Raw genomic sequence first — 14939 nt, forward strand, 5'->3', positions numbered from 1 at the left:
GCTTTTTTAAGAGGGACTATTGACTTTATATTCATTTTAGCTTTTTTGTTTATGCTTTCTCTTGCTTTCTCTTGCTTTCTTGAGGGAGTATTATCAATTAGGACTTAGACTATTATCTTTTAATTGATATATTAATTCTGTTGAGTCTATTTTCAGATAATCTGAAATCCTCCTAATCATACCTATTATAAATACCATCTCAGGTAGATTTTGCTGTTGGGCCTCTTCTAATGCAATTAATCTTTCCTTAGGAATATAGAGATTCTTAGAAAGTGATTCAATGGATAAGCTATCTTTTTCCCTCGCCTCCCTAATCATCTGGCCAATCTGCTTTAGGACTTTAAATTGTTTTTCATTCATCTAAATTATAGCTTATAATTCAATTATCCTTTTTTAGCAATTTTATTAACTTATTTCAACCTATTGTATATTAATATACTAAGTACTTTTGCAAAGTCAAAATCAATTCTTAATACCGGAGTGGCTTAAACCATTAATTCAATTGATTTTGAGGTAAACGAATAGCGATTAAATCCTTATACAATCAAAAGTAAACTAATTAGTTTCTTCTGAAATTAACTAATATCTTTTAAACTATATAAAAAGTCCAAAATGCATTACCACATTAAAATAGGCCAATTGAAAATCGGCCTATTTTAATGTGGTAATGCTTGAATTTATATTGATTAATTGTCCTCAACGTCAAATTTAGATAGGTTGGGCCCTGCAATGGCACCTACAACAACAAAAAGGATTAGGGAAACAGCTCCAGCTGCAGCTGCAGAAGGAGTGAATCCACCTATTGCGAAAGAAGCTAGAAGATTCATAAATAAAATGGAATATCAGGAGAGCATACAAACTTACTGTTGCATGGTAGGAGATTTATCTTAATTTCTTCGTATTTAGTTGGATTTAAAGAGGATGCCAAATAAAGCCTTTCTATAACTTTCCTGGATGGCTTCCTCTTAACTCTTCCTTTCTTCATCAATGCAATATTTAGAACAATATATTTCTTTTGCAATGATCCTGAAACTTATATAAATCCTAAAGAACCGGCAGTAAAGCCAATTGCCACGAAAAAGGCAAATTCGATTAAGTCCCTACTTCCAGTTGGAATAGAAGCTAATGCAATGCAAATTCGTTGAGCCATTTGATCCTTGTACTCACAGGAAAAGAGAAACTAATTAAAAATTTCTAAATCTGTGAGCAATAAGAGCAAAATTGATCAAAACATTATACTTTTTACTGATTTTTAAATAGGTTTCTTGGGTCACTGCGCCTACTAGCTAAGATTTTCATCAAAATCAGCACATCTATTTCTTTGAAGAAATTATTCAGAGGAATTTATAAAATAAAAAAAACCGCCCTAGGGCGGTTTTTTTCGTTGAGCTCAAAAAAGTGTTACCTAGTTTCCACTTTTCAGAGGCTCGCTCCTCACATAAGTATAATTACGTAAGTATTAGTTTTTGGCAAGCAATTAACTCGAGAAACTTCTTATTTCTTGGAATGCTGACAATTGAGACCCCTTTGTTCCTTCAAGTTAGTCTCTTTAGATCGTTTATAAAAAGAGAACTATTTTTTGATGTTCTATTGCTATAAAGCCTTTATGCTAATTTTTCAGGAATAATTAGAGAATAGTGATTCAGATTGTATTCTCATGAGCAATTTATAGATTTTCAAAGTCATTTTGCTATTTTCAGATTTACGAGACAAAAAAAATGGAAAAAACTAGGCTGATAGACTTAGATTATTAAAGTGATTCTTAAATGAGCACGAAGCTTGTTTTCCTTTACGACGGTCAATGCCCATTTTGCAATAAGTTTGCAGAGCTACTCGAATTAAAAAGCTCTATTCCGAATCTTTCCATTATTGATGGAAGGACTCACCCTAGAGAAATTAATGACTTATTGAAAAATGGTTACGACCTTGATAATGGAGCAATTCTATTAAAAAACAAAGAAATCTTGCATGGATCTAGTGCTATTAATTGGATCTGTTCCCAGATTGAAAACCCTTCAAATTCATTGCTTAAAATACTTGCCATAACCTTCTCTTCCAGCAAAAGAACTGATTTTATATTCCCTTTTCTTCTGATTGCTAGAAGAACACTACTTTTTTTTAAAGGTGTCCCAAATAAGATTAGGTTTTGATGTCATCAAAAATTGTTTAGTTAAGAGCTTTAATCTTATTTTTTCTAGCAATTACAAATGCTATTAATCCTGCAGCTAAATGAACTGTGAATTTTGTTTTTTCATTTAACATGACTGGAGGGTGTATATAGCCTGCGATAAAAATCACTGTAAAAGGAAGCACTGCAAGCTTTAGTGAGCTTTGACGGATACCCCAAAAGATACATGAAAGAGGTGAAGTTAGTATTGTAATTATTCCTATGAATAAGGGATTGCATTTTCCTCTGCGATAAGAAGATATAGATAGGTCTCTTTTGCATTCAGAAAGCTGTTGCTTGTCTAGTCTGAAGTATTCAGTTTGAGGAATTCGCGCATGCTTATATTTTTTATGCAATTTTTTTTCTAGCTCTTCATATTCATCTATTTTTAATACCTTTAATATTTGATCTGGTTTGAGAACTTTCATACGGTGATTGATATTTCTGGTAACCCCAATCTTAAAAAGATCTTTATTTCTTATAAGATAAATGTGACCAGCCATTTGCCTGCCAAATCTATTTCAATCTTAGGCCTTTCTTTTTAGTAAATTGACCCTATCCTAAACTTTTAATCAACCCATTCCCAAGGATTCGACAGAGCTATTCTTGATTCCTTAGGATTTGGTATTGACCTTAAAGCTTTCAGGCCTCTTTGGACCTTATTTGGTTATATAAGATTGTCGTTCATGTAAAAGTTACTTTATACAGATATTTTTCTCCATATAGCGATTTCAATCACCAAAACAAGAGGGCAAGGCTAACCAGACCTCTTAAAAAAACGAGTAAAAATTAGGCTTTAATCTTTGGCAACATATACATCCTTTGCGTAGAAACTTGTATAGCCCTCTTTAGCTCTCCAACGGAAAAGCACTATGTGAACAGGGATTACGAACAAGGCATGGAAAAAGGTAAGTAGGTAAAAATCCCAAGGAATACCTGGTTGGCCATACATTGCGAAAAGGTTTGATAAGTGCATTGAGCCTGATAATTCATTTATTCCTCTATGATTTTGCCTGTAAACATCGTTATTAGTCCCATCAATATTTAAAAATTAATACCTATTGAAAAGTAATTGTTGCTTTTTTAATTAATCCAACAAACGAAACTCAAGCAGCATTGCCAATATATCCAGGTGAAAATACATGGGATCCTGTCCCGTCACCATCTTGATCGTTGTCATCATCATCAAATCCAGAAACAAGTGCGCATAATCCTCCTAGAGATAGAACCGCAGAAAAAACTATGGTAAAGAAATCTGACTCCACGATGAAAAAAAAATTTCTCCGACCTTAATTGATTTTTGACTTATCTGTGACAAGTCAAATCCAAGAGAATATTTTATATCCACTCAAGAGAACCAATAACCAAGAAATAGATAATGTTTTAGCCGAGTAAATATTCTCTTCGATGGGATAGATTTAATCTTATTTCGTTGTTCTCAGCTCCTTTTGGAAATGAATGCTGTTTTTGCTGTTTTGGCACCAGCAATTAAAACTTTTTTATTTGTTGTTGCGATAATGGGACCTGTATGTATTGCAGCCCTGATTTTGTTTTTGAAAAAGATTGAAAAGAAAGAACCTGGACGTATTAGATGGCGCTAGGGGCTGGCGTGTTGTTCAAAGTACTTATGTTTAGGGCTTTGAATAGTTATTTTGTGGGAAGCCATCCCATTAAGATCTTGTTTACTACTAATTCAGCTTAATTATCTTGTTAGCAAATGATTGATATGTATCTGGATCACAAGTAAGGAGAATTATCTGTAATCCTTTATCAGCTGCTTGAAAAAGCATTTTTTTAACAAGTGGGATCCTTTCTGGGTCGGAATTAGTAAAGGCATCGTCAAAGATGATAGGTAGGCATCCGTTGTGATCATTTTTGAGGACTTCGGCCATTGATAGACGCAATGCTGCTGATAATTGTTCTTTCATTCCACCGCTTAATTCTTCGAAATCGTATAGCTCTTTCCCTCTCTGTAATTGAATTGAATTAAAGCCAGTGGATTGATCAAAACTTAGTTTTGCAATTGGATCACTTGAGAGTAATGGCTTCAGATATTTCCCGATAGATTTCCCTAAAGGTTGGGTATAACGATTGGAGAGCTCTGATTGAGCTTTGAGAAAAAGCTCTTGTAGCAGTTTTTGTGCTTCAGTTAGTCGCTTAAGACTGTCATGGTCATTTTTGACTGCTTCCAGATGCACTATTGCTTCTTCAACGGCTGCATATGGGTTGTTGCTACTTATTGCTTCACAATTCCTCTTGGCTGCTCCTTTTTGTGCAAGTAGAGTTTCTTTTCTCTGATCAAGAGATTTAAGCTGGACATCTACGTTATTTAATTGACTCGCAATATCTAGTTGCGTAAATGATGTGACTTTGTGTTTTAAACTAAGCAAATGATCTTCTAATTTGCTTAGTTGCTTTTTGATTGATTTCAATTGATTCTTTTGAGTTTGTTGACTCCCATGCTCTTTGTAAATAGTGTTTAATTGCTCTTTCGAGAAAAGAAGTTCACTATCAATTACCTTCAAGTTTGTATTGGCTTCAGTTTGAGAGATCCTGAAACTCTCTAGATTGGTTTGACCTAATTGCATTTCATTTTCTGCGTTTTTCAAAGCAGAAGAAGCGTGAGAAAATTTTTCCTGGCATTCCTTTTGAAGTTTGCTAAGTGTATGAGGATCTTTTATAGGAGAAAGCTCTCGATATGTATTTTGGTGACGTTCTTTAAGGGCTAGCAGATGGCTTTCTATGTCAATCGCTCTTGACTTGAAATCATCTAATGACTTTTGCGTATTTAGAATATCTTGCTGGCTATATATACCGAGAACTTTTAGTTGTTGTTCAAGTTGGGATCTCTCCTCAAACTCTTTTTCGGCTACTTCCAAAGATTTCAATTTAAAAGCAGATAATTTTCTCAAAAATTCTTTTTTAGTATCTTGATAGGCCTCCTGTAAACCGTTCAGTGCATTCCTCCCCCCAGGTGTGATTTCCAAAGAGATGTCATCGCCTATTTTTATTTCAAAAACCTCATTGAAGCTTTTGCTTCCCTTCGGTCTAATTTCTTCCCCATTGATAAAGATGTTTTGATTGGATTGCAGAACTTTGACATTAGTTGACATTGCCTCTAACCGTGTGTGAATATCCCTAATCTTTTGATTTAGATTTTGTAAGTTCTCTAAATCGCCACGTTCTATTTTTGATAATAAAGCTATGTTTTCGTTAATTTGTTTGCGATCCTTTAAAGCTTTATTCATTATGTTTAGATCAGAAGCTAATCTCGCTATCCTTTCTTGAGTAGTTAATTGTTCTGAGATTGCTTGTAGGAGAGAACGTTTTTGATCTAAGGATTGAAGATTTTGTTTGAGACTCTTCAGATTTTCTTGTTTTATTTCCAGCTCATTGATGAAAACTAGTTCTTTTGCTTTTTGCTTGCTCACATAGCTGTGCAAATTTTTTTGTTCTTCTTCTTTTATTTTGATTTTTCCTTGAAGTTGATCAATGCTTAATAAGGCTTTTTCTATTGTTTGGTGTTGCAGCCGAATTGGTTCTAATTCCTTTTCAGTAGGATTGATGCTTGCTTTTAGTTTTTGATAGCCGTCTTCTTGTATCGATAAGATTCGTTTTTGTTCTAGTAATTGTTTTACCTCTTTATTTTGAAGATTTTCAATTTCCTTGGTGACTTCAACAAGTTCTTCGCTGGACTGTTCATATTCTCGTTGTCTTTCGCGTGCCAACCTAAGTGCCGTTTCAGCGGTGTTTAATTCTTCTTTGCGTTGATAAAAAGGAGAATTTTTTTTAATACCACGACTAGAGAAATTTTCGTTAATTGCGTTCTCAATTTGTTTTACGACATATTGGTCATGGGACGATTGCTGAACAACAGTTCCCCCTTTCTTTTCTAATTGAATTAGTAGTGAATCGAAGTCGTAATAGCTTTTAGGGTTTTTCAGAAGGTCTTTACTTGACGAGCCTTGCGTTACCCAAAGATGCCCCCAGCGACTAGGGAGAAGTTTCTTTGCTTGACGACTACTTAGAGACTCTTTGACTCCTAGGATGCTTGCTAAGCACTCTTCTGCCTGGGCACCTAAGAGTTGTTCCCCATTGGCTTCATTAAGTAGAGTTATCTGGCCAGATGTCCCAGTAAAAGATTTCCGCAAAGTATAAATCTTATCTTTAGCTTCGAATTGGAGTTGGATTGTTGGATGACCTAAATGCAACCTTGATCTAAGGACTTCAACAGAAGCACCAGTTGCTGTTGCTTTTAGAAATAAGGTCTTATGCAGAGCTTCTATCAGTGTACTTTTTCCTGTTTCATTCGCTCCACTAATTAATGTTATACGTGGTGAGAAATCTATACTTAGGTCGGCATGCAGCCTTACATTTTGAATTCGACAATTAATAAGACGCATTGTATCTAATTTTTCATTGCCATTCTATGCAATTCGCAAAGAGCAATATGAGTAATTGAATCATGGCTTCCGCTTTTGCCTCCCTCTGCCTTCAAGCGCTCTTGCAACTGATTTGCGACTTGAGCAATTAGTGGATCTTCAAAAGAGTTTGTTAGTTGCTCTATTTCTTCATCTTTAGGGATCTCTTGGCAGTTGTCTTTTATTTTAAGCCTTATTAATTTGTTTTGAAGATCTTTTTTTAGCAATTCATATCGTTTGTAGCCAGACAAACTAAGTCGACCACTTATTGCAATGCTAAGGAGATCTCGTGAAATACGGCTAGAAGTAAGTTTATCTACTTGGCGTTCAAATCGATCTAAATCTTTGTCACTGCTAAATTCAAAACTCATGTTGTGCCATTGTATGAATCCTGTTGGGAGTGGGGTCACTTGTGGAGTTTCACCTCTAGATACTTCTACTTGTAAAACTTGACCACGTTGATTATCCTTCCCTTGATTAAAGCGATCTGGCTCTGGTGTCCCTGAATACCAAGCCTTTTTGCTTACTTGCTTTAAATTGTGCCAATCACCTAATGCAATGTAGTCAATTTCAGTATCAGGAAGATCTTGTAAATTAATTATTCCGTTGCTTATAGGCATTGTTTTGTTTTCTAAACTATAGTCCTGGCCTTTGAAATCATGAACTCCACCATGAGCAAGAATGATACGGGGCTTTGTCGATGATAAAGTTTTCCAGTCTAGCTTCCTTATCCATATAGTTGGATCACGACTATCTCTATTCCTTACTAATGGACATGGAAGAATAACAGCATCTGCAAGTTCAACTGGTTTTGGCTCAAGTAACAATATAAGGTTAGGAGCTATTTGTGGTTGGTATTTTTTGAAATTCTCGCTGTGCCAAACTGTTCCAAGAGCTCCATGGTCATGATTGCCAGGAATAACAATTACAGGAATATTTATTTCTCTTATGCTTTCTAGTACTTCTGCGACAGTGGAAACCGATGGCGTTGGAGAGTCGAATAAATCTCCTGCTATAAGAACAAAATCCGAATCAAGTTCCTTTGCCTTATCTTTAATGCGAGCTATGACATTTAAGCGCTCTTGCCTAAGCTTGAATCGCTTTTGTTCATCAGTTACTTTTAAATATGGCTTGCCTATTTGCCAATCAGCTGTGTGAATAAAATTTGCCAATTTTAATATTTCTCGAGGTTGTATCTATGTGTTTTTCATTATCCGGCAAAGCACATGTAATTGCAGAATTGTAGCAACAGTAGTTAGCCTAATTTTTCCAATGATAGCTCTTGGTATCCAAAAGAGATGAGTGTTTTCTCTCTAGTACGTAAGTATTATCCTGGTGTATGTATGTCCCCTCCGTTGTCTGGCGAAACTACTTCCACTGAAGATTGTTCCTTTAGCTTCCTCTCTGCTAGGCCTGGGGATATTGTGGCTATCTCTTCTTCACGAGATTCCCTGCTGGATTGGTGGGCGGGGCGAATAATTAGTCGAGTGGGTAGTTCAATTGACCCCACTGCGAATAGCCTTTTTCAAGTAATTGATATTGACACTGGGAATGTCAAAATTGTTAATGCGGATATTGTTAGAGGCATTATTCAACATGCTATTTGAATAAAACCTATAGGAGAGCTACTTAAAGACTTCATGGACGCCTTTCAGTAGAAATGAGTATCGATTAAAATAACCGTATGAAATTCTCTGCTAATCAACCTTGGCGTTTATGGCTTTTCGTTATTGCGCTAAATTTAGTTGCTTTTATAGGCTTGTTCTTTTTAAAAGCAAAGGGAATTGACTTGTACTCTTTTAGGGGTGGTAGCTAATTGAGAAGTTGAATAAATAATTAAGTGGTTTTAATTCTTCTCAAGAAAATTTCTGTTTCTAGGGTTTAGTCGAAATAACAACAATTAGATGTATGAATTGTTGGCTTGATGGTTTGTTTTGATCTCTAAAAAAGGTTGTCATCATCATTATTAAAGGAGCAATAAATGCAAAAACAGCTATTAGTGCAAAGATCTGAGTAGGTTTAACTAATGGCTTTCTCTCTAATGGATCACCACATTGTGAACAGATCAAAACGCCATCTATTCTCTTCTGATGAGATTGATAGTTAGGTGAGCAATAGGGGCAGTAGTAACGACTCACTGTAATTAGGTTTTAGTGTTATGGAATGGTGTTATTTGACCTGTAGTAGCTAGGAAAATCAAAGAACTTTTTTTGTCCTCTAACTTTAATATTAATAATTTTGATAGTTTGATTAGTTCATCAATTGGGAGTATTTTCTTGTTTAGAAAGGTGACAATATCTTTTTGTTCTTTAATAGGTGGTACGGGGATTTTTATTTGTTGGAAATCTTCTTTTCGGAAAGAAGGCTTAATATATTTTGGTATTCTATCTTTTTCTAATTGAAATATACCTTTAAGGCAATATTCCAAATAACTCATAAGGCAGGAGTTATCTTTTGACGAAATTATCATACAGTTTTGAGAAAGACTAAATCGCCCTTGAATGCGCCTCACACTCATTGCTTTTTCCCCAACAGTAGTAGAAAGGATAACTCCTTCTTTATTAACTTCAAATTCATATTGATTTATAGATGCCATTATTCCATTATTCTCTGTTTGTCCACTGTATACTGGATAAGGACCTTTATTTTTAGAGCAAAACTCTTTTGTTAACTTATTAGATCTGCTTCCTTTTTTTGTTCTTAATAAGAGAGATAAGCTTTTTAATTTCCAGTGCTTAGGAATATCACCTAGCAATCTTAAACCTGAATATTTCATGGATTTATTAGGCTCTAAGCCTTTTGTAATTGAATTTAGAATCAAGACATTTCTTTTTTCTTCTAGTAACGTAATTAGTTTGAGATGTTTGTCTATTAATAGATTAATAGGATTAATCTTTTCATCTAAGAATTTGTATATTAAATGTTGCTCAGGCTTAGATGGGAAAGGGAAACTAAGTGATTTTATTGTTGTAATATTAATATTTGATTGTGCTCCTCCCATCGCCAATGAAAGAAGGAATTCCCTCATCGCAATAAAGGTGTAAAAGATAAATTTTGATTCATATTGATTTGAAGGTGGTAATACACAGCATGCTTGATTTACTGTCGCGGGGAATTTTAAAAGAGAGACTTTTCCTATTGTTGCGCCATACATTGCAACAACTATTGAATTAGAAGGATAGACTTTCAATGCAGAGTATTTGTTTAATGTGTTATCTGTAATTAGATGTTGGCATTCCTTTAATTCATCATCATTCAAGTCACCTGTTAATACCCAAGGAATACTCCCTTCAATAAGACCATCCTTAATATCTTTAATTGGTGTTGTACCGCTCCCAATCCCTTTGCAAAATCTAGTTAATTGCTTGATTTGCCAGTGGGAAGGTATCTTTTCAGCCCATGGAATATTCCTATTATTATAAGAGCTATATCCTTTGTACTTCACTGCAGAATGTCTTCTGTTATTTCAGCAATAGAGCAAGCTAAATCTTTTATCTCTTTGTCCAATTCTTTCAATGACTTGTGGCTTTTGACTTTATAGAAGAATCTATTAAATAAGACTTGGTAGCCAATCTTTGTTTTACTCTTTTCAATCCAGGCATCAGGGTGATTAGGTAAAACTTCTTGTTCTAGGTGCTTTTCTATTTCTTCAGATAAAGGAAGAATCTCAATCTCTCTTAGATCTCTATCAGCTTTAGGTTTGTATTGCTTAGTAACGATTGGTTTGCCACCATTTATATTGATGGGCCTGTCTATTGTGATTGACCTATAGCCGAAATCTTCATTGTTCAATATTTTGCAGATTGATTTGCCGTCTTGACTGGTTTCTTTAAAAGATTTGAATATTTCTGAGATCTTGGAGATATGAAAATCCTCTAGTGTTTTTCTTTTTTTGCCTAAACTTTTACTCAATTTAGTTGAAAAACAACTTGCATCAATTAACTGAACTTTCCCAGTACGGTCAGGTGATTTTTTATTGGTAATAATCCAAATATAAGTACTAATGCTTGTGTTATAGAACAATTCTTCAGGTAATTGGATAATTGCTTCCACTAAATCATTTTCAAAAATATGGCGTCGTATTTGACTTTCGCCAGACCCTGCTCCACCAATGAACATTGGTGAACCATTTAAAACAATTGCAATACGACTACCTCCATTGCATCTTGGCTGCATTTTTGAAATCAGATGCATTAGGAATAAAAGGGACCCATCGCTAATCCTTGGTAGACCTGGACCAAAGCGACCGGTAAAGCCTTTCGAAAAGTGTTCTGCCTTTACTGCCTCTTGGGCATTTCTCCACTCAACTCCAAAAGGAGGGTTGGATAACATGTAGTCGTATTTTTGAGTACAGTGCTGGTCATTGGAGAGTGTGTTCCCTAGAGAAATATTTTTAATATCTTGTCCTTTAATGAGCATATCTGCTTTGCAAATTGCATAGGCTTCAGAATTGATTTCTTGGCCACACATCATAATTTGAATTGAAGGATTAATACTTCTTAAATGTTCCTCTGCTGCACTTAGCATTCCTCCTGTTCCAGCAGTGGGATCGTAGAGCTTTCTTATGATGCCTTCTCTTGTAGTAACTTCGTTGTCTTTAATAAAAAGAAGGCTCACCATTAAGCGAATTACTTCCCGAGGGGTGAAGTGCTCTCCTGAGATTTCATTAGATAGCTCTGAAAACTTGCGAATCAGCTCTTCAAAAATCATTCCCATCATGTGATTGCTAACAGTGTCCGGATGCAAGTCGATTAGGGAAAATTTCTCGATTATTAAGTAAAGGAGATTTATCTTTTGAAGATGCTCAATTTGGCTGTCAAAGTTAAATTTCTCAAAAATGTCTTGAACCTCATGATTGAAGGATTGTATGTATGCTCTTAACTTTCTAAGAACAAGGAGTTCGTTCGAATTTTTTGTTAATTCTATAAATGTGCTTTTTATATTTTGAGTGGTAAATTCCTTGCCCTTATCAAGAAGAAGCGATTTTGGATTAAGTCCATAATCCATATGAAATCCATTGAATTTTACTGCTGATGAATTAGCAGCTTGGAGCACACAATCAAGACGTCTTAATACTGTGAAGGGGAGAATGATTTTGGCATATTCAGATTTTTTGTAATTATCACGAAGCAAATCAGCTACTGACCAGATAAATGCAGTGGGTAAGATTCCTGCCAAAGTACCTGCAAATTACTAATTAGAGTTTGACGTGCTTTCTTTAATCTTGCTTGGACTTTCTTTACATCATGATTTTGTGGTCTTGTTCTATCTTGAAAATCGAGGTATTCATCAATGAAGGTTATGTCCCTAAAGAACTTTATATTCTAATTTGAAAGTACAGCTTAGGTAATTCTAGAAACTTGGATTGTCAGCTAAATATTTTTCACGTAATGGTTTATGTACTTGTTTACGGATATACGAATCTAATTGGTTTGGGTTAATTCTTTAGCTAAAGTTTATTTGCGCGGGTGTAGTTCAGTGGTAGAACGTAAGCTTCCCAAGCTTAATGTCGCCAGTTCGAGCCTGGTCATCCGCTTGATCTTTTCGTTATTGGGTTATAAAAGTCTATTATGTTCAACTTGGCTTAACAACTGAAGCGCTAGAGTTTTGCAGTTAAAATAGAGTAGCCATTCAAAGGTATTTTTATTTAGTGCAATGATATTGTTTTAAGTATCAGTGTTTGATGATACTCAATTAATTAAATCTGAAGTAAAGCTTACAAAAAAGTAGTTGTTGTAAATAATTAGCTAGTAATTAAATAGCCTGATATATAGAGATGGTTGCTTTTGCTAGGGCAAGAACAAGATCATTGCTTTCTAAGCTATGGCCAATGATAGTACCTGAGAGGATTCCTGATAAGTTGAATCAACCTGATTCAGAACAATTTAATGAAAGTAGAATTGATCAGAAAGAATCATTCTTTAATGCGATAAAAGATGGAGGTATATGGTTCTCTTGAAGTATGAGGTGATTCAGCATAGATACTTGATTTAACAATTGTTTGGATTCTGAAAGTTGTTCTCAGCCCACATCGGTTCCTTTTCAAAGATATCCCTTTTTGATGAAGGCCTATAACTATGAAGTTTTTCAATCTTTTGAGCCCATTCACCAGAGAACCCTTTTAAACCTTTAACTATGGATGGATGAGAAAAATTTATTTTCTTTCTTGTTATTAATAAACTTAGGACTCTTTCAAATAAATTAGGCTCTGCATATAAGTCTATCCAGAAATCATAGATTTCTTCTAACACTGTGAGTGGAAGGTCATATGAAATTCCTTCAACTGGATTTTTTATTTTATATCCATCACTCCTACAGGCATCTAAAAGGTTCTCAATATTCATTTCAATTGCTTTTAAGATTTCCTTGGCCGCCATGATCCCAATGAGTTCTTTTCTGTAGCATTCAAGGAAGTATTTATTTTCGTTTAAAGGGTCAGCATTAGGAGAGAAGCTAATTTCCCAAAAACCTTCACCTTCTTTTTCCCCACTGACCAAGTATAGGAATTGAGAATCGTTCACGTCTATTACACCCATGAAAAATAAAGGTTGACAGTCTCTTGAATAGAATAAAATCTAATATCTTTACTTATGTTATAGCTATAAGAGATGAGGCATTAAATAATTCTGCTAATGGTCATTAATATAAATCTTAAAAAGTACTCTTTTCATTTGTTTTCCAGAATTAATCAAGGAATTGGCGTGCTTGAGAAAATCGATCTTGTTTAAAATATGATTTAGAGAGTTTGGCTAAATTTTAATTAGATCAATTTTTAGGTTATGTTTGACATATAGATGATTCTTTTCTGCAATGGCCTTCTTTAAGAAGGTGATCGTATTTGCATTTACTTTAATATCTATTGGCACTGCAATTACATCATGTAGCTCCTCAGATGGATCAAGAATCCGCCTCAATGGTGCTGGGGCAACATTCCCATCGAAAATTTACACACGCTGGTTCTCTGATTTGGCTGCTTTAGATGGCCCTAGAATTAATTACCAAGCAATAGGTTCTGGATCTGGTCGAAAAGCCTTTATTGATCAAACAGTTGACTTTGGTGCATCTGATGAACCAATGAAAGAAAAAGATATTCAAAAAATAAATCGAGGCCTTTTGCAAATTCCAATGATTGGGGGGACGATTGCTTTTGCTTATAACTACAAGTGTGACTTGGAGTTGACTCAAGAAAAAGCAGTGCAAGTTGCAATGGGTAAAATTAATAATTGGAGAGATCTTGGATGCCCTGCCGGGAAACTTACATGGGTTCACCGTTCTGATGGCTCAGGTACGACCAAGGCTTTCACTAATTCAATGCAGGCTTTTTCCGAAAACTGGACTCTTGGAACAGGTAAATCTATTAAATGGCTTGCTGGTGTAGGTGGGAAAGGAAATGCAGGGGTGGCAAGCTTTATTCGTAATACGCCAGGGGCTATTGGATATTTAAATCAGTCTTATGTAAAAGGTGGGATAAAGTCTGCTGCAGTTCTGAACCTTTTTGGGGAATTTGTTAAACCGTCTTCAGAGGCAGGTGCAAAAGCACTGTCTTCTATACAGTTGGATTCTAATCTTGTAGGAAGTGACCCTAACCCAAAGATTGAAGGTGCATATCCCATAGCAACTTTAACTTGGCTTCTTGTATATAAAACAGGAAATGGTCGGAATCTTGATAGCATTAAAACAATGATTAACTATATGTTAGGCGATGAGTCTCAATCAAAAGCAACTAGCCTTGGATATGTCCCTTTAGAAGGGAAAATACTTGAGAAATCCCGTATGAGTTTACTAGAGATTATCAATTAAAAGCCAAGAACTTATACTTTTCGGAAAGTATAACCATTTATTATTAAAGTTATTCGATGTGTGCTTAGTCTATCGAAAGTTTAAATATATCCAGCTGAAAATTTTTCTTTCATTCTTATGACATCGACCTTAGGTCTAAGTATATAGGATATATGGAAGATTTACTAAATACTATAAAACACCCGATTGAAGGGTGTGCTTACCTAGCTTGCATAGGTGTATTTGTACGCTGGCAATTTCCTAAGACGTGGAATAAATTTCTTGACATGATTTCAGCAAAACAACTACATGACTGAAAAGCCTATCGAAAACAAGTATCTCCCATGATCCTTATCTTCCCAAATGTGCCTTTATAAGCTCTTCTGCTTAGGAAGAATTTTGGAGGGACAGATAAGGCTACTTTTAATGGAGTTCCTTTCCCATTGCTTTGAATGATAACATTCTTAGCGCAAACCCAGGCTTCATTCCGTATTATCCCTGGCCAGGAAACCCATAAACCACCTGCTACACCTAAAAAGACCAGGTACAATCTCTTAACCATACATTTCAAC

Annotated in this window: 17 protein-coding genes and 1 tRNA gene; 7 read left to right on the forward strand and 11 right to left on the reverse strand. The window is 35.1% G+C overall.

Features of this window, described 5'->3' with window-relative positions; genetic code table 11:
* Positions 1-93: 93 nt before the first annotated feature.
* Positions 94-360 (reverse strand): helix-turn-helix domain-containing protein, encoded by a 267-nt coding sequence (locus EV07_RS03225; protein WP_052043843.1) that lies wholly within the window; start codon positions 358-360, stop codon positions 94-96.
* Between the two features lie 369 nt (positions 361-729).
* Here EV07_RS03225 and EV07_RS09810 point away from each other — a divergent pair, with 369 nt between their 5' ends.
* Both EV07_RS09810 and EV07_RS03235 read left to right on the forward strand, forming a co-directional pair.
* Positions 730-891, forward strand: a complete 162-nt coding sequence (locus EV07_RS09810; RefSeq protein ID WP_193742762.1) for a hypothetical protein — start codon at positions 730-732, stop codon at positions 889-891.
* An 875-nt stretch (positions 892-1766) separates the two neighbouring features.
* A complete protein-coding gene (locus EV07_RS03235; protein WP_036917295.1) occupies positions 1767-2150 on the forward strand; it encodes a DCC1-like thiol-disulfide oxidoreductase family protein in 384 nt (127 codons plus the stop codon).
* Positions 2151-2166: 16 nt separating this feature from the next.
* Here EV07_RS03235 and EV07_RS09230 read toward each other — a convergent pair whose 3' ends face one another.
* The 3 genes from EV07_RS09230 to EV07_RS09815 all read right to left on the reverse strand — a co-directional run bounded on the left by EV07_RS09230 (position 2167) and on the right by EV07_RS09815 (position 3432).
* The gene (locus tag EV07_RS09230; protein ID WP_052043844.1) at positions 2167-2670 is read right to left on the reverse strand and encodes a GIY-YIG nuclease family protein; all 504 of its coding nucleotides are present in this window, start codon (positions 2668-2670) and stop codon (positions 2167-2169) included.
* A 293-nt stretch (positions 2671-2963) separates the two neighbouring features.
* Complete coding sequence (locus tag EV07_RS09360) at positions 2964-3143, reverse strand: hypothetical protein (protein WP_036931458.1); 180 nt, start codon at positions 3141-3143, stop codon at positions 2964-2966.
* A gap of 130 nt (positions 3144-3273) precedes the next feature.
* Entirely contained in the window at positions 3274-3432 is a 159-nt protein-coding gene (locus EV07_RS09815; RefSeq protein WP_193742703.1) for a hypothetical protein, read from the reverse strand.
* Between the two features lie 189 nt (positions 3433-3621).
* On the opposite strand from EV07_RS09815, the gene EV07_RS09820 reads away from it, so the two are divergent.
* Positions 3622-3768 carry a hypothetical protein gene (locus EV07_RS09820; protein ID WP_193742701.1) on the forward strand — a complete coding sequence of 49 codons (147 nt, stop codon included), beginning with the start codon at positions 3622-3624 and terminating at the stop codon, positions 3766-3768.
* A gap of 87 nt (positions 3769-3855) precedes the next feature.
* Here EV07_RS09820 and EV07_RS03250 read toward each other — a convergent pair whose 3' ends face one another.
* Both EV07_RS03250 and EV07_RS03255 read right to left on the reverse strand, forming a co-directional pair.
* Entirely contained in the window at positions 3856-6570 is a 2715-nt protein-coding gene (locus EV07_RS03250; protein ID WP_036917300.1) for an AAA family ATPase, read from the reverse strand.
* 5 nt (positions 6571-6575) lie between these two features.
* On the reverse strand, positions 6576-7760 hold the full coding sequence (locus EV07_RS03255; protein WP_036917302.1) for a metallophosphoesterase family protein: 1185 nt from the start codon (positions 7758-7760) through the stop codon (positions 6576-6578).
* A 126-nt stretch (positions 7761-7886) separates the two neighbouring features.
* Here EV07_RS03255 and EV07_RS03260 point away from each other — a divergent pair, with 126 nt between their 5' ends.
* The gene (locus EV07_RS03260; protein WP_081936934.1) at positions 7887-8195 is read left to right on the forward strand and encodes a DUF3104 domain-containing protein; all 309 of its coding nucleotides are present in this window, start codon (positions 7887-7889) and stop codon (positions 8193-8195) included.
* 267 nt (positions 8196-8462) lie between these two features.
* Here EV07_RS03260 and EV07_RS03265 read toward each other — a convergent pair whose 3' ends face one another.
* From EV07_RS03265 to EV07_RS03275, 3 genes are read right to left on the reverse strand one after another with little or no spacing between them, the layout of a single operon-like run.
* Complete coding sequence (locus tag EV07_RS03265; RefSeq protein ID WP_036917303.1) at positions 8463-8726, reverse strand: hypothetical protein; 264 nt, start codon at positions 8724-8726, stop codon at positions 8463-8465.
* 5 nt (positions 8727-8731) lie between these two features.
* The gene (locus EV07_RS09235) at positions 8732-10033 is read right to left on the reverse strand and encodes a restriction endonuclease subunit S (protein WP_052043847.1); all 1302 of its coding nucleotides are present in this window, start codon (positions 10031-10033) and stop codon (positions 8732-8734) included.
* On the reverse strand, positions 10030-11766 hold the full coding sequence (locus EV07_RS03275) for a type I restriction-modification system subunit M (RefSeq protein ID WP_036917306.1): 1737 nt from the start codon (positions 11764-11766) through the stop codon (positions 10030-10032). The genes EV07_RS09235 and EV07_RS03275 overlap by 4 nt, the downstream gene beginning before the upstream one ends.
* Before the next feature lie 286 nt (positions 11767-12052).
* On the opposite strand from EV07_RS03275, the gene EV07_RS03280 reads away from it, so the two are divergent.
* Positions 12053-12124, forward strand: a tRNA-Gly gene (locus tag EV07_RS03280).
* A gap of 240 nt (positions 12125-12364) precedes the next feature.
* The gene (locus tag EV07_RS03285; protein ID WP_036917308.1) at positions 12365-12547 is read left to right on the forward strand and encodes a hypothetical protein; all 183 of its coding nucleotides are present in this window, start codon (positions 12365-12367) and stop codon (positions 12545-12547) included.
* A 31-nt stretch (positions 12548-12578) separates the two neighbouring features.
* On the opposite strand, the gene EV07_RS03290 is transcribed toward EV07_RS03285, so the two are convergent.
* Entirely contained in the window at positions 12579-13109 is a 531-nt protein-coding gene (locus EV07_RS03290; protein ID WP_152557529.1) for a josephin, read from the reverse strand.
* Between the two features lie 289 nt (positions 13110-13398).
* Here EV07_RS03290 and pstS point away from each other — a divergent pair, with 289 nt between their 5' ends.
* The gene (gene pstS / locus EV07_RS03295; protein ID WP_036917310.1) at positions 13399-14388 is read left to right on the forward strand and encodes a phosphate ABC transporter substrate-binding protein PstS; all 990 of its coding nucleotides are present in this window, start codon (positions 13399-13401) and stop codon (positions 14386-14388) included.
* Between the two features lie 301 nt (positions 14389-14689).
* Here the strand turns inward: pstS and EV07_RS03300 are convergent, their stop codons facing one another.
* Positions 14690-14929: a hypothetical protein gene (locus EV07_RS03300; protein ID WP_036917313.1), complete on the reverse strand. Its 240-nt coding sequence runs from the start codon at positions 14927-14929 to the stop codon at positions 14690-14692.
* Positions 14930-14939: the final 10 nt, after the last annotated feature.

The sequence above is a fragment of the Prochlorococcus sp. MIT 0603 genome (assembly GCF_000760215.1).
Lineage (GTDB): Bacteria > Cyanobacteriota > Cyanobacteriia > PCC-6307 > Cyanobiaceae > Prochlorococcus_E.